17 protein-coding genes and 1 tRNA gene are annotated in these 20,350 nt (G+C 64.2%); 9 read left to right on the forward strand and 9 right to left on the reverse strand.

Annotation, left to right across the window (positions count from 1 at the left end):
- The first annotated feature begins 90 nt into the window (after positions 1-90).
- Positions 91-762 carry an MBL fold metallo-hydrolase gene (locus ACFVSJ_RS08315; protein WP_387435818.1) on the forward strand — a complete coding sequence of 224 codons (672 nt, stop codon included), beginning with the start codon at positions 91-93 and terminating at the stop codon, positions 760-762.
- On the opposite strand, the gene ACFVSJ_RS08320 is transcribed toward ACFVSJ_RS08315, so the two are convergent.
- Positions 759-1,847, reverse strand: a complete 1,089-nt coding sequence (locus ACFVSJ_RS08320) for a PLP-dependent cysteine synthase family protein (protein ID WP_387435820.1) — start codon at positions 1,845-1,847, stop codon at positions 759-761. The genes ACFVSJ_RS08315 and ACFVSJ_RS08320 overlap by 4 nt on opposite strands.
- An 89-nt stretch (positions 1,848-1,936) precedes the next feature.
- On the opposite strand from ACFVSJ_RS08320, the gene ACFVSJ_RS08325 reads away from it, so the two are divergent.
- Genes ACFVSJ_RS08325 through ACFVSJ_RS08335 form a run of 3 tightly spaced genes read left to right on the forward strand, consistent with a single transcriptional unit; the run spans position 1,937 to position 4,400 of the window.
- Entirely contained in the window at positions 1,937-2,836 is a 900-nt protein-coding gene (locus ACFVSJ_RS08325) for a sulfurtransferase (protein ID WP_387435822.1), read from the forward strand.
- The gene (locus ACFVSJ_RS08330; RefSeq protein WP_387435823.1) at positions 2,833-3,975 is read left to right on the forward strand and encodes an NAD(P)-dependent alcohol dehydrogenase; all 1,143 of its coding nucleotides are present in this window, start codon (positions 2,833-2,835) and stop codon (positions 3,973-3,975) included. Before ACFVSJ_RS08325 ends, ACFVSJ_RS08330 begins: the two co-directional genes overlap by 4 nt.
- A complete protein-coding gene (locus ACFVSJ_RS08335; protein ID WP_387435825.1) occupies positions 3,972-4,400 on the forward strand; it encodes an HIT family protein in 429 nt (142 codons plus the stop codon). The genes ACFVSJ_RS08330 and ACFVSJ_RS08335 overlap by 4 nt, the downstream gene beginning before the upstream one ends.
- A 61-nt stretch (positions 4,401-4,461) precedes the next feature.
- Here the strand turns inward: ACFVSJ_RS08335 and hrpA are convergent, their stop codons facing one another.
- Complete coding sequence (gene hrpA / locus ACFVSJ_RS08340; protein ID WP_387435826.1) at positions 4,462-8,478, reverse strand: ATP-dependent RNA helicase HrpA; 4,017 nt, start codon at positions 8,476-8,478, stop codon at positions 4,462-4,464.
- A gap of 201 nt (positions 8,479-8,679) precedes the next feature.
- Positions 8,680-8,850 carry a hypothetical protein gene (locus ACFVSJ_RS08345; RefSeq protein WP_387435828.1) on the reverse strand — a complete coding sequence of 57 codons (171 nt, stop codon included), beginning with the start codon at positions 8,848-8,850 and terminating at the stop codon, positions 8,680-8,682.
- An 81-nt stretch (positions 8,851-8,931) separates the two neighbouring features.
- Here ACFVSJ_RS08345 and ACFVSJ_RS08350 point away from each other — a divergent pair, with 81 nt between their 5' ends.
- On the forward strand, positions 8,932-9,900 hold the full coding sequence (locus ACFVSJ_RS08350; RefSeq protein WP_387435830.1) for a GlxA family transcriptional regulator: 969 nt from the start codon (positions 8,932-8,934) through the stop codon (positions 9,898-9,900).
- Here ACFVSJ_RS08350 and ACFVSJ_RS08355 read toward each other — a convergent pair.
- The 6 genes from ACFVSJ_RS08355 to ACFVSJ_RS08380 form a co-directional block, all read right to left on the reverse strand.
- Positions 9,897-10,199, reverse strand: a complete 303-nt coding sequence (locus tag ACFVSJ_RS08355) for a protealysin inhibitor emfourin (RefSeq protein ID WP_387435832.1) — start codon at positions 10,197-10,199, stop codon at positions 9,897-9,899. The genes ACFVSJ_RS08350 and ACFVSJ_RS08355 overlap by 4 nt on opposite strands.
- Positions 10,200-10,281: 82 nt before the next feature.
- Entirely contained in the window at positions 10,282-11,298 is a 1,017-nt protein-coding gene (locus ACFVSJ_RS08360; RefSeq protein WP_387436157.1) for a M4 family metallopeptidase, read from the reverse strand.
- 228 nt (positions 11,299-11,526) lie between these two features.
- Positions 11,527-11,599 (reverse strand) — tRNA-Arg (locus tag ACFVSJ_RS08365).
- A gap of 108 nt (positions 11,600-11,707) precedes the next feature.
- On the reverse strand, positions 11,708-13,207 hold the full coding sequence (locus tag ACFVSJ_RS08370; RefSeq protein WP_387435834.1) for an FAD-dependent oxidoreductase: 1,500 nt from the start codon (positions 13,205-13,207) through the stop codon (positions 11,708-11,710).
- Positions 13,204-14,076 (reverse strand): FAD:protein FMN transferase, encoded by an 873-nt coding sequence (locus ACFVSJ_RS08375; RefSeq protein ID WP_387435835.1) that lies wholly within the window; start codon positions 14,074-14,076, stop codon positions 13,204-13,206. Before ACFVSJ_RS08375 ends, ACFVSJ_RS08370 begins: the two co-directional genes overlap by 4 nt.
- A 5-nt stretch (positions 14,077-14,081) precedes the next feature.
- Positions 14,082-14,564, reverse strand: coding sequence for a hypothetical protein (locus ACFVSJ_RS08380; protein WP_387435836.1), 483 nt, complete (start codon positions 14,562-14,564; stop codon positions 14,082-14,084).
- A gap of 251 nt (positions 14,565-14,815) precedes the next feature.
- Here ACFVSJ_RS08380 and argS point away from each other — a divergent pair, with 251 nt between their 5' ends.
- Genes argS through thrC form a run of 4 tightly spaced genes read left to right on the forward strand, consistent with a single transcriptional unit; the run spans position 14,816 to position 20,347 of the window.
- Positions 14,816-16,465, forward strand: a complete 1,650-nt coding sequence (argS, locus tag ACFVSJ_RS08385; RefSeq protein ID WP_387435837.1) for an arginine--tRNA ligase — start codon at positions 14,816-14,818, stop codon at positions 16,463-16,465.
- 5 nt (positions 16,466-16,470) lie between these two features.
- Positions 16,471-17,934 (forward strand): diaminopimelate decarboxylase, encoded by a 1,464-nt coding sequence (gene lysA, locus ACFVSJ_RS08390; protein WP_387435839.1) that lies wholly within the window; start codon positions 16,471-16,473, stop codon positions 17,932-17,934.
- Positions 17,927-19,243 (forward strand): homoserine dehydrogenase, encoded by a 1,317-nt coding sequence (locus ACFVSJ_RS08395; protein ID WP_387435841.1) that lies wholly within the window; start codon positions 17,927-17,929, stop codon positions 19,241-19,243. Before lysA ends, ACFVSJ_RS08395 begins: the two co-directional genes overlap by 8 nt.
- Positions 19,244-20,347 carry a threonine synthase gene (gene thrC, locus ACFVSJ_RS08400; RefSeq protein ID WP_387435842.1) on the forward strand — a complete coding sequence of 368 codons (1,104 nt, stop codon included), beginning with the start codon at positions 19,244-19,246 and terminating at the stop codon, positions 20,345-20,347.
- Positions 20,348-20,350: the final 3 nt, after the last annotated feature.

Here is a 20,350-nt window from a genome sequence, read left to right on the forward strand (position 1 = left end):
GACTGCTCCGTTTCGTGGGCTGCTGGCGAATCCCAATTTTACCAGCCGGCCTCCTTGGACACCCCTTCCGGCGGCCCCTAGGCTGTGACAATGAAGCTCACCAAGTACACGCATGCCTGTGTCCGCCTGGAGAAAGACAACCACATCCTGGTCATCGATCCCGGAACATTCTCCGAATCCGCTGAGGCCCTGAAGGGCGCGCAGGTTGTCCTTGTCACCCATGAGCACGCCGACCACATTGACCAGCCGGCGGTACTCGAGGCCTTGAAGGCCAATGAGGCACTGGAGTTGTATGCTCCGGCGGGAGTCGCGAGCGCCGTGAAGAAAGCCGCCGGCGAGGATCAAACGGGCGTCGTCGCTGCCCGGATACACGCTGTGGACCCTGGATCTGCCTTCGACGTCGCCGGTTTCCACGTTCAGACATTTGGGGGCCAGCACGCCCTCATCCACTCCCAGATACCCGTGGTGGCGAACATCGGGTACCTGGTGGACGGGAACGTGTTCCACCCGGGGGATTCCTTTGTGGTACCTGACGGCATCGACGTCAAGACGCTCCTGGTGCCCATCCACGCGCCGTGGTCCAAGGTTGGCGAAGTGGTGGACTTTGTCATCGCCGTCCGCGCACCGAAGGCTTTCCCCGTTCACGATGCGTTGCTCAATGACCTGGGCCGCGGCCTGGTGGAAGGCCACGTGACCCGCATCGGCGCCCGCTATGGAACCACTTACAAGTCCTTGGCTGCCCGCGAAAGCGTAGAGGTCTAGGCCCCGGTGTTCCAGGCCCCGGTCTCGTGGAAACTGTCCAGGGCAGTTTCGAACGGGGCCGGGTCCAGTCCCTTGCCGGCCAGCCACCCGGCGTCGTAATAGCTGCCGGCATAGCGGTCGCCGGCGTCGCACATCAAGGACACGATGCTGCCTGTCCTGCCCTCGGTCACCATGTCCGCGACGAGTTGCCAGACGCCCCACAGATTGGTGCCCGTGGAGGGTCCCGCGTGCAGGCCCGTGAGCTTCTTCAAGTGGCGCATGGCTGCAACGGAGGCAGAGTCCGGAACCTGGATCATGTGGTCGATGACCGCCGGCACGAAGCTTGGTTCGGCACGCGGGCGGCCGATCCCTTCAATGCGGGACGGCAGGCCTGTGGCGGTGCCGGCATTGCCGTCGCGCCAGGCCGGGTAGAACGCGGAGTTCTCCGGATCCACCACCGCCAGTCGGGTGCTGTGCCGGTTGTACCTCAAGTACCGGCCGATGGTGGCGCTGGTTCCGCCTGTTCCGGCGCCGACGACGATCCACTCAGGGACCGGATGCCGTTCCAAGGACAACTGTTCAAAGATCGACTCGGCGATGTTGTTGTTGCCGCGCCAGTCCGTGGCCCGTTCCGCGAAGGTGAATTGGTCCATGTAATAGCCGCCGGACGTCCTGGCCGTCTCTTCGGCCACGGCGTACACCTCTGAGGCATGGTCCACCAGGAGGCATGCACCCCCGAAGTCCTCGATGAGGGCGATCTTTTCCGGGCTGGTGCTTTTGGTCATGACGGCGATGAACGGCAGGCCGATCAGGCGGGCGAAATAGGCCTCCGAGACTGCAGTGCTGCCGCTGGATGCCTCCACGATGGTGGTGCCTTCGGTGATCCAGCCGTTGACCAGTCCGTAGAGGAAGAGGGAGCGCGCCAGCCGGTGCTTGAGGCTGCCCGAGCGGTGGGTTGATTCGTCCTTGAGGTACAGGTCCACGCCCCAGTGTTCCGGCAAGGGAACCGCGTAGAGATGAGTGTCCGCCGAGCGGTTGTTTTCGGCCTCGATCTTTCGGATGGCCTCGTGGGCCCACGCCCGGTCCTGGATGCACGAATTGCTCACCGGACAAGCCTACCGGCGGCACGGAGCAGTTCTGCCGGACTAGGCTGGAACAGGACACCCTGCGGGCAATTGCATTTTGAAGGAGCATGATGACGATCCTGATCGACGCTGACCGGCTGCACCAACGCCTCGATGCGGGGGAGCGCATTGTGCTCCTGGATGTGCGGTGGGTCCTGGGGAGGACCGACGGGCACAGCGAATACCTGGCCGGGCACCTGCCTGGCGCAGTGTTCGTGGATCTTCCCACCGAACTCGCGGACCACGCCCAGCCCTCCCTGGGAAGGCACCCGTTGCCTTCCCTTGCCCGTTTCCAGGAAGCGGCCCGCCGCTGGGGCATCAACGATGGCGACACCGTGGTGGCGTACGACAACAGTGGAAGCATGGCGGCAGCCCGGGTCTGGTGGATGCTGCGGAACGCGGGACTGAAGTCTGTACACCTGCTCGACGGCGGCCTGGCCGCCTGGCGGGCCGCAGGGAACCGCGTGGACGCAGGAGAGGTGATTCCCGACATCGGACATGTCACCCTGGGCGAGGGCGGGATGGCGACGATCAGCGAAAGCGAAGCTGCCCAATGGCATGGTGACCGCCTGCTGTTGGACGCCCGCGCGGGGGAACGGTACCGGGGCGAGGTGGAACCCATCGACCCGCGCGCCGGTCACATCCCGGGTGCCGTCAGCGCACCAACCACGGCCAACGTCGCCCCGGACGGTAGGTTCCTGCCTGCCGCGCAACTGCGGGAACGGTTCGAGGGATTGGGCATTGTCCCTTCCGCCGAGGTGGCTGTTTATTGCGGTTCCGGTGTCACGGCGGCCCACCAGATCGCCGCGCTGGAAATCGCCGGAGTCAAGGCCGCCCTGTTCCCGGGGTCGTTTTCGCAGTGGTCCAACAACGAAGCCAATCCCGTGGCGGTGGGCGAGAAACCGTTCGGCGCCGCTGACTCCGCGGCGAGTGGCACGGCGACTGTTGCCGGGAGTAGCGTCAAAGCATGAGCCCCGGACGCCCTGTGCCCCCGCCCCTCGCCAAAGCAATCACTGTTGAGTCGGCCGAAGGGAGCACCTCCGCTGCCGCCTATGGCGCCACGTCACCGGAAAGCGGCCTCGTGCCATTGACCGTCTCCCGGCGGGCACCCAAAGAAGACGACGTGGAAATCGCGATCGAATTCTGCGGGCTCTGCCACTCCGATGTCCATGCCACCCGGGGCGAATGGCGCATCCCGCCCTACCCCTTGGTGCCCGGCCACGAAATCGTCGGTCGGGTCACGCGGGTTGGTTCGGCTGTACGGGAATTTGCGCCGGGCGAACGCGTGGGCGTCGGCTGCATGGTGGACTCCTGCCGCGAATGCGACAGTTGCCTGGAAGGACTGGAACAGTATTGCAAACGGGGCAACGTCGGCACCTACGGCGCCAAGGATCCCCGCAATGGCGATGCCGTTACCCAGGGCGGGTACTCGACCTCGGTGGTGGTAGACCGCCGGTTCGTGCTCCGGATCCCGGAAGCACTGGACCCCGCGGCCGCCGCGCCATTGCTGTGTGCTGGAATCACCACGTACTCTCCGCTGCGTTACTTCGAGGTGGAAGAGGGCGACGCCGTGGGCGTCGTCGGACTCGGTGGGCTGGGCCATATGGCCGTCAAGATCGCCAAGGCCATGGGCGCCGACGTCACGGTGTTCACCACGTCCGCCGCCAAATTTGAGGCCGCGCGTGAACTCGGTGCCGACAACGTGGTGCTGTCCACGGACGCAGAAGCCATGGAAGCGGCCAACCGGAGCATCGATGTGATCATTGATACCGTTGCCGCACCCCACGATCTCAACCCGTACTTCAAGACGCTCCGACTGGACGGCGCGCTGTTCCAACTTGGCCTGCCTGCGGAGGATATGCCGCCCGTAAGCCCGGGCCTGCTGATCCGGCGGCGCTTGGCCTATGCCGGCTCGCTGATCGGGGGCATCGCGGAGACGCAGGAAATGCTGGACTTCTGCGCCGCCCACGGCGTGGCCAGCGACATAGAAATCGTCGGAGCCGAACAGCTGAACCAGGCCTACGACCGCATGGTGGCGGGCGACGTGAAATACCGGTTCGTGCTGGACACTTCAACACTCCAGGAACCATCGGAAAGGGCAGACGCATGAGCACGCTGTTTACCAAGATCATCAACGGGGAGATCCCCGGCCGCTTCGTCTGGAAGGACCCCGAGGTTGTGGCCTTCCTGACCATCGCGCCCATCACCCCGGGACACACCCTGGTGGTTCCCCGCGAAGAGGTGGATTCGTGGACCCACGCCAGTCCCGAGCTGTTGGGCAAGGTCATGGACGTGGCCCAGAAGATCGGCAAGGTGCAGGAAGGGTTGTTCGATGCCAAGCGTGTTGGCGTGCTCATGGAGGGATTCGAGGTGGACCATCTCCACGTGCACGTGTGGCCGGCTTACTCCATTGCCGACTTCGAGGTGCACAATGTGGACCACAATCCGGACCCGGCCATTATGGACGCTACCGCCGTCAAGCTTCGCGCTGCGCTCCGTTCCGCCGGCCACGGACATGTTGTCCCGGAGGACTGAGCCTCCGCAGGCGGTTTAACCCGGTGGTGCTGTTTCAGCGCCACCGGGTTTTTTGTGCCGGTCAGGCCGGTGCAAGCGCCTGGTTGAGGACGGTGCGGACGCGCTTCTCGGACACGGAATAGGCCGTGCCGAGCTCGACGGCGAACAGGCTCACCCTGAGCTCTTCGATCATCCAGCGCACCCGTGTTAAATCAGGGCCGATCCTGCGGCCGGGGAGCAGCGCTGACACGGCGTCGTCGTAATCGTCTTCCAGGCCTTGGACTACGGCCATGCTGAGCCCATCCCGTTGGACGTTGCCTGGCAGCTTTTCCAGCCTCTTTTCCATGGCCTGCAGATAGCGCGGCACCTGGCTCAACTGGGCGTAGCCCGTTTGTGCCACAAACCCGGGGAAGACCAGTTGCTCCAACTGGCTCTTCATGTCGTTCAGCGCACTGATCAGGGCAAGGCTGGCACTGCCTTTCAGCTGCTTCTGGATCCGGCGCGTGCTCGCCAGGATGCGTTCGACGACGGCAGTCACCGTAAAAACGGTATCGATCAGTTCCGCCCGGACTGCCTCGTACAAGGCATCGAAGGCTTCCTTGTCCCAGGGGAGGTCCTGGGGCGTCAGTTTGTCGATGGCGGCCAGTGCACAATCGGCTATGAGGGCATTGACCGAGCCGTGCGGATTTTGGCTGAAGGTCAGTTTCTCCGTGTTGCTCAGGTGTTCCAGAACGTACCGGTCCGGCGAGGGAATCCGGAGAGCCAGAAGCCGGATCACACCGCCCCGCATGGCAGCTTCCTGCTCTTGCCGTGTCTGGAACACCCGCAGGGCAACGGATGATCCTTCGTCCACAATCGCAGGAAAGCCCGTGACGGCATGGCCCTTGACGTTCCTCGTGACCTGGCGTTCCACCCTGCCGAAGTCCCAGGAAGTGATTCCGCTGCGCTCGGCAACCGGGCCGTCTGCCGGTTTGCTTCCCGACGACGGCGCTTCCTGGGCGCCCTTCCCACCTGCGGTCGCGGGGCTGGTCTTCGCTGCCCGGGTGGTGGCAGGAGTCGCCCCGAGTGACTCGGCGATGGCACGACGGGTGGCAGGCGCCAGGGATTCCTGCAGTCCGGAAAGGTCCTTGCCTTCGCCGAGGACCTTTCCGAGGCTGTCCACTACCTTGAAACTCACGCGCAAGTGCGGAGGAACTGCGTCCCAGTTCCACGAACCCGGCGGGATGATGTGCCCCTTCAACCTGCGCAGGACCAGTTCGAGGGAGGCCTCAAGCTCGTCAGTGGCGGGATCGAAGTCAGTTTCAAGCGCAGCGGTTGCCTGGCGGGCGACATCGGGGGCGGGAACGAAATTCTTCCGGACCTGCTTGGGCAAGGACTTGATCAATGCCGTGACCAGGTCCACGCGCTGGCCCGGGATCTGCCAGCGGAAGGGCGCATCCTCCATTTGATTAAGGAAGAGCACGGGAACCTCGGCCGTGACGCCGTCGGACGGGTTGGGTGCGGAGCCGGGCGCCACAGGGTGGAACTCGTAGCTCAGAGGGAGCTCGAATCCCTTGTGCACCCACACCTTGGGGTACGCCGAGTCATCCAGGTCATCGGCGTCCTCGCTCATCAGGAAGGACTCATCGAAGTCCAGCAAGGTAGCGTCGGACTGGCGTGCTTCCTTCCACCACTTATCGAAGTGCCGCTCGGATACGACGTCCTTGCCCACGCGGGCGTCGTAGAAGTCGAAGAGGGTCTGGTCGTCCACCAGGATGTCCCTGCGGCGCATGCGCGTCTCAAGCTCCTCGACTTCCTGGAGGAGGGCGCGGTTTCGATGGAAGAACTTGTGATGGGTACGCCACTCGCCCTCCACCAGGGCATGCCTGATGAACAGCTCGCGCGACAGTTCGGGGTCGACCCTGCCATAGTTGACGCGTCGGTTGGGAATGATCGGGACGCCGTAGAGCGTGACCTTCTCATGGGCCAGCACGGCACCTTGGCGCGAGGACCAGTGTGGTTCGCTGTAGGAGCGTTTCACCAGGTCCGGGGCCACTTGCTCAGCCCATAGGGGATCGAACTTCGCCGCCACGCGTGCCCAGAGCCTGCTGGTCTCCACCAGCTCCGCGGCCATGACGAACGCGGGGGACTTCTTGAACAGTGCGGAGCCTGGGAAGATCGCGAAGCGGCTGCCGCGCGCACCGGCGTATTCGCGCTTGCGTTCGTCGTAGATGCCGATGTGGCTGAGCAAGCCGGACAGCAGGCTGATGTGGATGCCCTCGTGGTGGCCCACCGGATCGGCGAGGCGGGTGTTGTCCAGGGTGATGCCCAGCGGCTTGGCCAATTGCCGAAGCTGGGTAAAGAGGTCCTGCCACTCCCGGATCCGGAGATAGTTAATGAACTCAGTACGGCACAAGCGGCGGAACTGCGTGGAGGACAACTCGCGCTGTTTTTCCTGGACGTAGTTCCACAGGTTGAGGTAACCGGTAAAGTCCGAGTTCTCATCCCGGAAGCGTGCGTGCTTTTCCGAAGCCAGTTGCTGTTTGTCGGTTGGGCGTTCCCGCGGATCCTGGATGGTCAGCGCCGCGGCAAGGATCATCACCTCGCGGACGCATCCGCGCTTCCCCGCCTCCACGATCATCCGGCCCAGCCGGGGATCCACGGGCAACTGTGCGAGCTTCTGTCCGACGGCGGTCAGGCCACTGCCGCTGCGGGCTTGGCCACTGCGGTTCCGGCCATGGCGGCCACGCCCGTTGCGGCCCGGGGCGTCGCCGTCGTGGTCCGGGCCCTGCGATTCAACGGCGTCCTGCTGTTGAGGTCCGCTCAACGCGCCGAGTTCCCGGAGGAGCGTGACGCCGTCGTTAATGGCCCGTGATTCCGGAGGCTCCACGAACGGGAACTTTTCTACATCCTTGGGACCGCGGGCCACACCCATGGCGGTCATCTGCAGGATGACCGCAGCGAGATTGGTCCGCAGGATCTCCGGATCCGTGAACTGCGGGCGGGACTCGAAGTCCTCCTCGGAATAGAGGCGGATCGCGATTCCCTCGGACACGCGTCCGCAACGGCCGGACCGCTGGTTGGCCGATGCCTGCGAGACCCGTTCAATGGGCAACCGCTGCACTTTGGTGCGGTGCGAGTACCGGGAAATGCGGGCGGTTCCTGTGTCCACTACGTACTTGATGCCGGGCACCGTCAGGGACGTTTCAGCGACATTCGTTGCAAGGATGATGCGGCGCTTGCCTCCCGGATTGAACACCCGGTGCTGTTCCTGCAGGCTCAGGCGGGCATACAACGGGAGGACTTCCGTACCTGCGAGCCGCCGGTTTCCTTGGATCCGGCTGTTCAGTGCCTCGGCGGCATCGCGGATCTCGCGCTCGCCGGAGAAGAAGACGAGGATGTCCCCGGGCGCTTCCTTGGCCAGCTCATCCACGGCATCGCAGACGGCGTCCAGGGGGTCGCGGTCCTCTTCGAGCTCATCGTCGGTTTCTTCGTCGTCCACGCCTGCGGGCTGGGACAGCGGCCTGTACCGGATTTCCACCGGATACGTCCTGCCGGAAACTTCGATGATGGGAGCCGGGGAAGCGTCCGTGCCGAAGTGGTTGGCGAAACGCTCGGGGTCGATGGTGGCCGAGGTGATGATGACCTTCAGGTCCGGGCGCTGGGGGAGGATCCGCTTCAGGTAGCCGAGGATGAAGTCGATGTTGAGGCTGCGCTCGTGGGCTTCGTCGATGATGATGGTGCTGTATTTGCGCAGCAGTTTGTCCCGCTGGATCTCGGCCAGCAGGATGCCATCGGTCATGAGCTTGATCCTGGTGGCCGAGCTGACCTCGCCTGTGAAGCGGACCTGGAAGCCGACTTCCGCGCCGATGTCCACACCAAGTTCGGATGCAATCCGCTCCGCTACGGTCCGCGCAGCGAGGCGGCGGGGCTGGGTGTGGCCGATCAGGCCCTTCTCGCCCAAGCCAAGTTCCAAACACATCTTGGGGATCTGGGTGGTCTTCCCCGAGCCGGTCTCGCCGGCGATGATGGTCACCTGGTTCGCGGCGATGGCCGCCATCAAATCCTCGCGGCGCTCGGAAACGGGCAGCTCGGCGGGGTAGGAAATATGAAGTGTCATGGTTGATGCCAGTCTACTGCGGTGCGCAGAGCTGTAGCCGCCCGCGATGCCGGGAGATGCGTGGATGGGATAACCGGGATTGCGGGGCACACAGGGACGCCCGCCGTTCGTGGAGTTCTGCAGTACTCCGTGAACGGGCGGGCGTCGGATGGATGGGAAGGGTTCCGGACAAGCGGTCGATGTGCCGTACCGGGCTGTTTCTCAGTAGATCCGTGGATTCCAGTAAGGGCTGCTGGGCGCTTCGAAGGCGGTCCACGGTTCCTTGGAAGAGACAGGCGGATTGTGGCCGCGCCCGTCTTTCAGGAGCGCTGCGATGGTTGATGAGACGGCGGTGATGAGGACGATGAAGAGGATGATTCCGAAGATTTCCATGACTCCATCCTTCTCTTGGAGTGCCGCAAGAAACAGTGGCAGAAATGACCCAAATGGACAAATTTCTGCCACACTGGAGATATGTTGAAATCAGTAGCCGTGATAGTGGTCCCCAACTTCTCGATCTTCGAGTTCGGCACCGCCTTTGAGGTGTTCGGCATCGACAGATCGGACAGGGGTGCAGGCGTTCCCGCCTTCGATTTCAGGGTGTGCGCACCCGAACCAGGCGATGTGCGCATGAAGTCAGGCCTGTCGCTGCACGTCAACCTGGGCCTGGAAGCCACAGCCGATGCCGACCTTGTCATCATGGCGCCCTTCGGCAGGGACCAGGAGGTTCCGGAGTCCGTCTACGATGCCCTTCGGTCCGCACACGAACGTGGGGCCTGGGTCATGTCCATCTGCTCGGGCGCTTATGCCTTGGCGCGCGCCGGGATGCTGGAGGGACGGCGCTGCACTACCCATTGGCATTATTCCCAGGACCTGGCCGCCAGGTACCCCGGCGTGATCGTGGACGAAAACGTCCTCTACGTCCAGGACGGGACGATCATTACCAGCGCCGGAACCGCCGCCGGCATTGATGCCTGCCTGCACTTGGTACGGGTGGAGCTCGGCGCCAACGTCGCTGCCGCCATTGCACGCGACATGGTGGTGCCTCCGCACCGCGACGGAGGCCAGGCACAGTTCATCGACCGTCCCATGCCCACGTGCGGTTCGGCTCCCATGGAGAAGCTCCTGCGGTGGATGGTTGAGCACCTGGACCAGGAGCACAGTGTGAACGACCTCGCCGCCCGGCTGCATATGTCACCGAGGACTTTCGCGCGTCGCTTCCGTGCGGAAACCGGCGCGACTCCTGCGGCGTGGCTGAACTCCCAGCGCGTGCTGCGTGCACAGGAGTTGCTGGAAACCACGGAACTGAACATCGACGAAATAGCGCGGGAAGCCGGGTTTGGGCATTCGGTATTGCTGCGGCACCACTTCACCAAAGTGCTGGACACGAGTCCCCAGAGCTACCGGCGGGCCTTCCGCGGCCAGTTGGCGGAAGCCATCTAGCGGCGCCCCACCGCGCGCCCGCGGGTCTCGGAGCCTTCAGCCTGGGCGCATTCCACGAGGTCCTGCCAAGGTCCGGTCACGGCCCGCTCCGGCAACGTGGCACGGCGTTGGCCTGCGCGGATCGAATACATGAAGCGGTCCGGTTCGTTCACTGCCCGTGGCTGGCTTTTGGCTTCCTCCCACGGGCATGCCTCCACCATCGGCAGCCAGCGCTCTTTTTCGTCCGCGGACACGGCCTCCACGCTCCAGACGCGAGTCATGGCTGCTACGCCCCCGCTGCGTTGGACGGTGATCTTCATGTCCGGCTGCTTTCCCGTTCACTGGCCCGTTGACAGCCAGTCTGGGCGGGACTGCAGGAGTGGTTCAGTCCCGCCGGCTGGCCTAAACCTTGACCTTCACAGTGTCCCACGCCTTGCGGACGGCGTCATGCTCAACCGAGCCGGAGCCGAACAGCTCCTCCGCGGTGGCCAGCGTGGTCCGGGCGAACTTGCCGAAGGTGCAGGACGGTGGCAGCGAACCGCTGGTCAACGTTCCGTACCAGATTTGTCCCGGTGCGCCCCAGGCGTTACCGCCGAGCTCGGCTGCGACGAGGTAGAAGGCCCTGTTGGGGATGCCGGAGTTGATATGTACTCCGCCGTTGTCGGCGCTGGTACGCACGTAAGTGTCCATGGAGTCCGGCTGCGGGTCTTTGCCCAACACATCGTCGTCATAGGCTGTTCCCGGCGCCTTCATGGACCGAAGCGCGGCACCCTGGACCTTGTCCGTGAACAGCCCTTCACCGATCAACCATGACGCTTGGGCGGTGGATTCCTGCTTCAAGTACTGCTCCACGAGGACGCCAAAGACGTCTGACATGGACTCGTTGAGGGCCCCGGCCTGGTTGCGGTAGGCGAGGCCTGCCGTGTACTGCGTGACGCCGTGGGCGAGTTCGTGGCCAATGACACTGACGGACTTGGTGAAACGCTGGAAGACCTCCCCGTCCCCGTCACCGAAGACCATCTGCTTGCCGTCCCAGAAGGCATTGTCATAGAGGTTGCCGTAGTGGACGGTAGCGTCGAGCGGAAGGCCGGCGCCGTCAATCGAATCCCGGCCGAAGATATCCGCGTAGAGGCGGTGGGTGCTGCCCAAGCCGTCGTAGGCTTCATCCGCGGTGACATCTCCGGTGGGCGCTGCACCTTCCTTGCGGACCAGTTTGCCAGGCAGGTTTTCTGACGTATCAGCATCGTAGATGGTCCGTTTGGGCGGACCGGGTTGGGCCTGGCGGGCGCTCGGCGGTGCTGCCGGCGCAGGAACCGCACGGACGGCCTGGAGCTCTTTGATGTGCAGCAAGGATTCCTTGGCAGCCCTTGCTACGGCCCAGAGCCGTGGCTCACTCCGGGCGGCAAGCTTGCGCAGCATGTATGGCGGAACGATTGAACAGAACACGGCAACCCCTTTGGCTGGAAACGTCTGGCGGGCAACTTGTGATCAGCCTAGGATCGGGGGCCGACATTTTGGCCGCGGGCCTTCGGCAAGCCTCGAACTGATAGCGCTGCCTTGTTGTCCGGCCCAGCGCCCTGATGCCCGCAGACCTGCCTGCGCGGAAACGAAAATACCCCGCCAGCTGGGCTGGCGGGGTATTCGTTGTGCCCTCGATAGGATTCGAACCTACGGCCTTCTGCTCCGGAGGCAGACGCTCTATCCCCTGAGCTACGAGGGCAACCGGGGTTCCCTCCGTTGCCGGTGGGACGTCCTAGAGCTTAGCAGCCCACGTGGCGCAAAGGAAAACCGGCACCACCTCGGCAAACACGTGCAGCGCCCGCACGGCTCAATACCCGGCGAACGAGTCCACGTGGACCTTGCGGGCGCCTGCACCCCGGGCGGCTGCCCGCAGCGAATCAACGCTCGCCGGTGACCCGGAAACGTACACTTCCCTGTCCCTGATATCCGGAACCAGCCGGCCAAGGCGCGCCGCGTCGATACGCTGGCTGCCGGCGTCGTGCATGAACGCCGGCGGAACGGAACCGTCCGCCAGGCGCGCGATCACGCGCGCGCCCGAGGCTTCCAGCTGGTCGCAGGCGGCGAGCTCGTCCCGGCCCTTGGCCAGGTACAACACCACAGCGTCCCGGGAGGCGTCGGACGCGAGGTGGGACAGGAAGGGGGTAATCCCAATTCCTGCCGCTATCAGCAGGACCGGTTTGCCGGCGTCGTGCGGCAGCAGGAAGTCGCCGCCCACCGCCGTCCCGGCCACGCGGTCTCCCGGCTTGAGCGCCAACAGCGATTTCTTCGCCGAGGACAACGGCTCCGCCGTGCCGACTCCGAACGTCACCTCAGGAGCTCCCGGCGGACTGGTGATGCTGAAGACCCTGCGGCGCCCTTTGCCGTCGGAACCTGAGTGCGGGAGGTTGAGTTCCATGAACTGTCCGGCGGCGAAACGTACCGGCCGCCGGGGTTCGAAGCGGAACTCGGTGGTTCCCGGAGTCAGCTGGCGCGAGTCCTTGAAGGTCAGTTCCACGCCACCGCGCTGGCCAAGGAGGAAGGCGATCGCATTGCCCACCAAAAGGGCGAGTTCCGGTGAGTTGGCCACAAAGCCAAGATTGTACGGAACCGCGAAAACGACGCCGACGACGGCGGCAAGCCCCAGTTGCTGCCATCGGCGCGGAGGAAGGGTGAGCGGCTCGGAGAGCATGAAACCCACGAAGAACAGCAGCGGACGTTGCGCGAGCGGCTGCCACAGGGCCTGTCCTGCCGTCATGCCACGGCCGAGCAGCTCGGCAAAGACGATGCCGGTTGCCACCACGAGGAAAGCCGAGGCCATGAGCAGTTTCCTGGTCCGGTAGAGCACAGCGAACACCCCAGGCACCAGCAGCCACAGCATCGCAGGCGTGGCCGCCCACCACGTAGCAATGTTGAGCCCCGTCAACCCCGTGATGAACGCCCCGGCAGCCGCCGGGTTGAAGATATGCCGCCCACGGAAGGCCAAGGCATACTTCGAGGCACTGGCCAGGACGCAGGCCAAAGCGACTCCGAGCATGTCCGTGGCGCCGAACGTGGGCCAGAACAGGAAGTAGAGCAACAAGCCCGTGATGAGCGAGGACTCGGAATGCGGTTTGGTTCGGAAGACCAACGCCAGCAGGCGGCTCGACGCGTACGTGAGTCCCAGGCACAACGCCAGATGCACCAGCATCTCGGGGATACCGAAGGTCAACCACCCCAGGACATTGAGCACCATGCTGTAAACCACCAGGATCCCCAGGACCCACAGGATCAGGCGATACATGGTGAAGCGGCCCAGCCACGTGTCCAGTCGCGACTTAATGGCAATCATGTGAACAGTCTCCCCTCAAAGCCGCCGGACAAGGTGGCGGCACCATTCGAAAAAACCCGAAGCCACGAAAAGTCGAACGCGGTTTCCAACGTCTCCGGCTCAACCATGAACAGCGCCGTGGCCAAGGCATCCGCCACCAGGGCATTTTCTGCCATGGTCCATGTGGCTACCGTGGTCTGGATCGGTTCTCCCGTGGTGCCGTCCAGGACATGGTGCAGGCCATCGCCCCACACGCGCCTGTTGGCGGCGGAGGCGCACAGGGCGGCATTGTCCAATTCCACCGTGCCGATTGCCTGTTTGGCGTTGTAGGGATGCTCCAAGGCTATGGTGACCGGCCAGCTCCCCGCGTGCAGCATGTCCCCGCTGCCATCCACCAGGAAGTCCGCTTGGGCGGCATCCTTGAGCACACCGCCCAGGAGATCGACGAGTTGTCCTTTCCCGGCCGCGCCGATGTCCAGGACCACGGCCTCGCTGGCGGTAAGGGTGGTGCCGTCCCACTCAAGGACGTCCTCCCACCGCGGCGCCGGCTCGGGCTTGCCCGAGGGAACCAAGGTGTAGGCGGCGTCGTAGCCCAGCCGGTTCAAGCTGCTGCCCACCAGTGGGGTCAAGGCCCCTCCGGTGAGCCGGTACAGGTCGGAGTAAATCCGCTGCAATGCCCCGGCATGCCAAGGGAGCGTGATGGTTCCGGGAGCCTTCGCCAGTCCGGACACACGCGAATCACTTCTGAACCGCGAATACGTGTGGTCGTAGTCTGCAACCGTGCCGAGCAATTCCTGCCGTATCCCAGGCCCCAGCTGTTCCGGCGTCGAAATCTCCCACCGGGTTCCGATCCCTTCAAAGCCGAAAGTGCTCCAGCCCGGATGCGGCATGGCTGCTACTTCGCCTGTGACTTGATTTGCCCGACGGCGTCGTTGAAACCGCCGGAGGTCAGGGAGGAGCCGGCCACCTTGGACACATTGAGTTGGTCAATGTCCTTACCCACGATCTGGGCCGCGATGCCGCTGGCGAACTCACCCTGGAACTTCTTGGTGTTCGGGTTCGACGGGTGGGTGGTGATGTTGACAGCGGTGACCTTGTCCCCGGCGAGGGTCAGTTGGACGCCGACGGTCTCCTGTCCGTTCGGCGAGGTATAGGTTCCGTCGGCGCTGTAGGTGCCGTCCTTATAGGTGGATCCACCGGCCGTACCGCCGGACGCGGCCGAAGACGTCGTAGGGCTGGTGGTGGATTCCTGGCCACCATTCTGGGTGGCAGGGGTCTGGGATGGCGCCTGGGTTGTGGGCGCGCACGCTGCGGCGGTGCCAATGATGGAGAGGCCGGCGAAGCCGGCGTAGAGGCTCTTGCGGAGTGGCGTAGTCATGAGTCTGCTCGTTTCAACTGGACAAGATGCATCTGGACAAGATTCAACTGGTCGGATGGATTTCGGTCTGGGTTCGGTTTTCCGTGGATGACTTCATGGCCACCTCTTACGTCTTCAACAACGTCGAATTCAGCGTAATGGTTCACCCTGTGCCGGCAGGAGCGCTTTCCTGTGTCCCCGCTGTGCGCAGGGTTACCCACATACGGACTTCCAAATTCCGCGTCTTTGCAGGCCCCCGGTAGGCTAGATGCGTGACTCCCGAAGAACTCTCCACTGCCATATCCACTTGCCTTAGGGACGCGGTAGCCGCCGGTGAAATTGCCCTGGCGGAATCTGCCGTTCCCAACGACGTCCGGGTGGAGCGACCCAAGAACCGGGATCACGGAGACTGGGCAACCAACATTGCGCTGCAACTGGCCAAGCAGGCAGGCACCAATCCGCGGGAATTCGCCGGAATCCTCAGCAACCGCCTTCAGGAAATTCCCGGCGTGACCGGCGTCGAAATCGCAGGCCCCGGCTTCCTCAACATCACGGTGGACGCCGCTGCCGCCGGAGCGCTCGCCAAGGCGATCGTGGAAGCCGGTCCGTCCTACGGAACCAACCAGGCGCTCGCAGGGCACATCATCAACATGGAATTCGTGTCAGCCAACCCCACGGGCCCACTGCACATCGGGCACACGCGTTGGGCCGCCCTGGGTGACGCGATCGCTCGCGTACTTCGTGCCTCGGGTGCCGATGTCACGGCGGAGTACTACATCAACGACGCCGGTTCGCAGATGAACGTCTTCGCCAATTCCGTCCTGTCCCGGCTGCACGGCCGGGGAGTCCCGGAGGGCGGCTATCCGGGCGAGTACATCATGGAGCTCGGTGACGAAGTCCTGAAGGCCCACCCGGACATCCGCGAACTGACGGACGAGGCCGCGCTGCCGGTCATCCGCGCTGCGGCCTACGAGGCACAAATGGCAGACATCAAGGCCACTCTGGCGGACTTCGGTGTGGAGTTCGATGTCTTCTTCTCCGAGAAGGAACTGCACGACGCCGGTGCCATCGAATCTGCCGTCGCCCGCCTTCGCGAGCAGGGCCACGTATTCGACGACGGCGGCGCCGTATGGTTGCGTACCACCGACTTCGGCGATGACAAAGACCGCGTCATGATCCGCGTCAGCGGCGAACCGACGTACTTCGCCGCTGACGCCGCCTACTACCTTTCCAAGAAGGACCGTGGGTTCACCGAAAAGATCTACCTCCTCGGCGCAGACCACCACGGGTACATCAACCGCCTCAAGGCCATTGCGGCCGGCGCCGGTGATGACCCCGAGGTCAACATTGAGATATTGATCGGGCAGCTCGTGTCCGTGAACGGTGCCAAGCTGTCCAAGCGGGCCGGCAACATCATCGAACTCAAGGACCTCATTTCGTGGCTGGGCAAGGATGCGGTCCGGTACTCGCTGGCGCGTTTCCCGGCCGATTCCCCGTTGACGCTGGATCCCGAGCTGCTGAAGAAGCACAGCAACGAGAACCCGGTGTTTTACGTCCAGTACGCCCACGCACGCTCGCGGGGCACGGCCCGTAATGCGGCCGAGGCGGGCGTGGACCGCTCCGTTTTTGACGCCGCTCTCCTTGACCACGCCACCGAGAACGAGCTTCTCTCGTACCTGGGCAGCTACCCGTCGATCGTCGCCAAGGCCGCCGAACTGCGCGAACCGCACCGCGTTGCGCGCCACCTTGAGGTCATCGCCGGTGCCTACCACCGCTGGTACGACGCCTGCCGTGTGTCGCCGCAGGGCGAGGAACCTGTCCAGGACGTCAACCGCACCCGGTTGTGGCTCAATGACGCCACCAGCCAGGTTCTGGCCAACGGACTCGAACTGCTGGGCGTCTCGGCGCCGGAACGGATGTAGGGAACATGACCGCACACTCTTCCCCGCTCGCGCCCGAATGGCTCGCCGTTCCCGACGACCTGAATACCTTGCAGCCGCCCATGTGGGCGGCCGGGGTGGAAAGGAACGACGCCGGCGAGGTAGCCATCGACGGTATCCCCGTCAGTGAGCTCAAAGCACAGTTCGGCACACCGCTTTTTGTGATGAGCGAATCGGACTTCCGTTCGCGGGCCCGGGCCTTCAAGGAAGCCTTCGACGCCGCCTTCGCAGACATCTGCGGGGGAGTGGACGTCTACTACGCCGGAAAGTCCTTCCTTTGCACGGCCGTGGCCAGTTGGGTTGCCGACGAGGGCCTGCGGCTGGATACCTGTTCCGGCGGGGAGTTGGCCGTCGCTGCGCGCGCAGGGATCCCGGGGGCACACCTGGGCCTGCACGGCAACAACAAGTCCGATGCCGAAATCAACAGGGCGTTGGACATGAAGCTTGGACGCATTGTGGTGGACAGCCTCGACGAACTGGAGCGTGTGGCCAAGATCGCGTCCAGCCGGGGTGAGACGGCCAAGGTCATGCTGCGCCTGACTCCCGGAGTCCACGCGCACACCCACGAGTTCATTGCCACCGCCCACGAGGACCAGAAGTTCGGCCTGTCCATGGCCGGGGATTCCACCGAGGAAGCGGGGCTCTCGGCGGCCGAGGAGGCCGTTGCCGCGGCAACGTCCTACCCAAGCGTTGAGCTCCTTGGCCTTCACTGCCACATCGGATCCCAGATTTTCGAACCGGACGGCTTCGCCCTCGCCGCGCAGAAACTGCTCGGCTTCCAGGCTGCCATGCAGTCGAAGTACGCAATCGTCATGCCCGAACTCGATCTCGGCGGGGGCTACGGAATCGCCTACACGCCGGTGGACACCCCCCGTCCCGCGGCAGAAATCGCGGAGGCGATGGCCGCCGTCGTTCGCACCACGTGCGGGGAACTGGGCATCGAATCGCCGCGAATTTCCATCGAACCCGGACGGGCCATTGTTGGCAGCACCACCTTCACGTTGTACGAAGTGGGAACCCTCAAGACAGTCCGCGTGGACGCTGAAACGGGCGAAGACGGCATGGAGAACGTTACGTATCCGCGCCGCTATGTGTCGGTGGACGGAGGCATGAGCGATAACGCCCGTCCGGTGCTCTACGACGCGGATTATTCGGCCGTTTTGGCCTCGCGGGGCTCGAACGCCGATCCGCAGCTGTCCCGCGTAGTGGGCAAACATTGCGAGAGCGGCGACATAGTTGTTAGAGATGTATATCTGCCCGCGGATGTGGCAGCCGGTGATTTGCTCGCAGTACCGGGTACCGGCGCCTACTGCTGGGCCCTCTCCAGCAACTACAACTACCTGGCCCGGCCTGGCGTTGTCGCTGTGCGCGACGGAGCCGCCCGGCTCATTGTCCGCGGGGAAACCGAAGAAGATCTCTTGAACCGCGACATGGGAGTGGCGAATGTCTGAAGTGCGAAACCTGAAGGTGGCCCTGCTGGGCTGTGGCAACGTTGGGGCCCAGGTCGCGCGGATTCTGATTGACGACGCCGACGCCCTTGCGGCCCGGAGCGGTGCCCGCCTGGAACTGTCCGGCATTGCCGTGCGCAACATCGACACCCCCCGCGATGTTGAGCTGCCGCGTGAACTCTTCACCACGGACGCCGAGACCCTGGTCAAGGACGCCGACCTCGTGATCGAGCTCATGGGTGGCATCGAGCCGGCCCGTTCGCTGATCCTCACGGCCATCCAGAACGGGGCCTGCGTTGTCACGGGAAACAAGGCACTTCTGGCGCAGGACGGTCCCACCCTCTACGAAGAGGCGGACAAGGCCGGCGTGCAGTTGTCCTACGAGGCCGCGGTAGCCGGAGCCATCCCCATCCTTCGCCCCATTCGCGACAGCCTGTCCGGTGACCGCATCACGCGGGTCCTGGGCATCGTCAACGGCACCACCAACTTCATCCTCGACCAGATGGACAGCACCGGCGCGCAGTTCGCCGACGCCCTGGCCGAGGCCCAGCGGCTGGGCTACGCGGAGGCCGACCCCACCGCCGACGTGGAGGGCCACGATGCCGCCGCCAAGGCTGCGATCCTTGCCTCCTTGTCCTTCCATACCCGTTTCTCGCTGGACGACGTCTACTGCGAAGGCATCACCAAGGTCAGTGCCGAGGACATCGCTTCTGCCAAGGAAGCCGGCTTCGTGATCAAGCTCCTGGCCATCGCGGAGAAGATCGATTCCTCGGACAACGGCAGCGGCATCTCCGTCCGTGTCCACCCCACGCTGTTGCCGCGTGAGCACCCCCTCGCTGCCGTCCGTGGCGCGTTCAATGCCGTCTTCATCGAGGCCGAGAATGCCGGCGAGCTGATGTTCTACGGCCGGGGCGCCGGCGGAACGCCTACGGCTTCCGCTGTTTTGGGTGACTTGGTCTCCGCCGCGCGCAGGCTGGTCCTCGGCGGTCCGGGCCGCACCGAAACCACCACGGGACATGTTCCGGCACTTCCCGTCGATGCCTCCAACACCAGCTACTACATCGGCCTCGATGTGGCCGACCAAGCGGGCGTCCTGGCACGCATCGCCCACATTTTCGCGGAGAACGGTGTCTCCATCGAAATCATGCGCCAGACGATCCACCGGGATTCCGCATCCAATGTTGAGTCGGCTGAGCTGAAAATCGTGACGCACCGGGCATCCGAAGCTGCACTCGCAGCAACCGTCCAGGCCGTAAAGGGCCTTGACGTCATCAATTCTGTGACATCCGTACTGCGGGTAGAAGGGGTCTAAGTGGCTCACCAATGGCGCGGAGTAATCCGCGAATACGCTGATCGTTTGCCTGTAACGGAAGCCACGAAGGTCATCACCCTCGGCGAGGGCGGTACTCCACTTGTCCACGCGCAGAAGCTCTCGGAGCTGACCGGCTCGCAGGTGTACCTCAAGGTCGAAGGCATGAACCCCACGGGTTCCTTCAAGGACCGCGGCATGACCATGGCCATGACGGCCGCCGTCGAAGCCGGTGCCAAGGCAGTCGTTTGTGCATCAACGGGCAACACCTCTGCCTCCGCTGCCGCGTACGCCACGGCCGCCGGGCTCAAGTGCGCCGTTCTGGTGCCCGAAGGCAAGATCTCCATGGGCAAGTTGAGCCAGGCCATTGCCCACGGCGCCACGCTGCTTCAGGTGGACGGCAACTTTGACAATTGCCTGGACATCGCCCGCAAGCTCGGCGAGTCCTACCCGGTCTTCCTGGTGAACTCCGTAAACCCGGCCCGTATCCAAGGCCAGAAGACGGGAGCTTTCGAGGTGGTGGACTCCCTGGGCGACGCTCCGGACATCCATGTGCTGCCCGTGGGCAATGCCGGCAACATCAGCGCCTACTGGAAGGGCTACAAGGAGTACTCGGCTCCGTTCGAGACTGCCAACGGCACGCTGCCCGCGGTTTCCACCAAGACTCCCATCATGTGGGGCTTCCAGGCTGCAGGCGCCGCTCCGTTCGTTGCCGGCCACCCCATCACCGAGCCGGATACCATCGCCACGGCAATCCGCATCGGCAACCCGGCATCGTGGGAGACGGCCGTCGCAGCCCGCGACGAGTCCGGTGGCCTCATTGAAGCGGTGAACGACGAGGAAATCCTTGCTGCCCACCGCTGGCTTTCCTCCAAGGAAGGCGTTTTCGTCGAGCCCGGCTCCGCCGCAGGCGTCGCTGGCCTCATCAAGAAGCACGCCGCGGGCGAGGTGCCCTCGGGCAAGACGATCGTCATCACCGTGACGGGCCACGGCCTCAAGGACCCGCAGTGGGCCCTCCGCACCGAAGACGGCAGCGATGTCCAGCCGGTCAAGGTGCCGAACGACGTCGTCACCGTTGCAGCAGAACTGGGACTGGAAGAAAAGTAAAGA

It is taken from the genome of Paenarthrobacter sp. NPDC058040 (assembly GCF_042885775.1).
GTDB lineage: Bacteria > Actinomycetota > Actinomycetes > Actinomycetales > Micrococcaceae > Arthrobacter.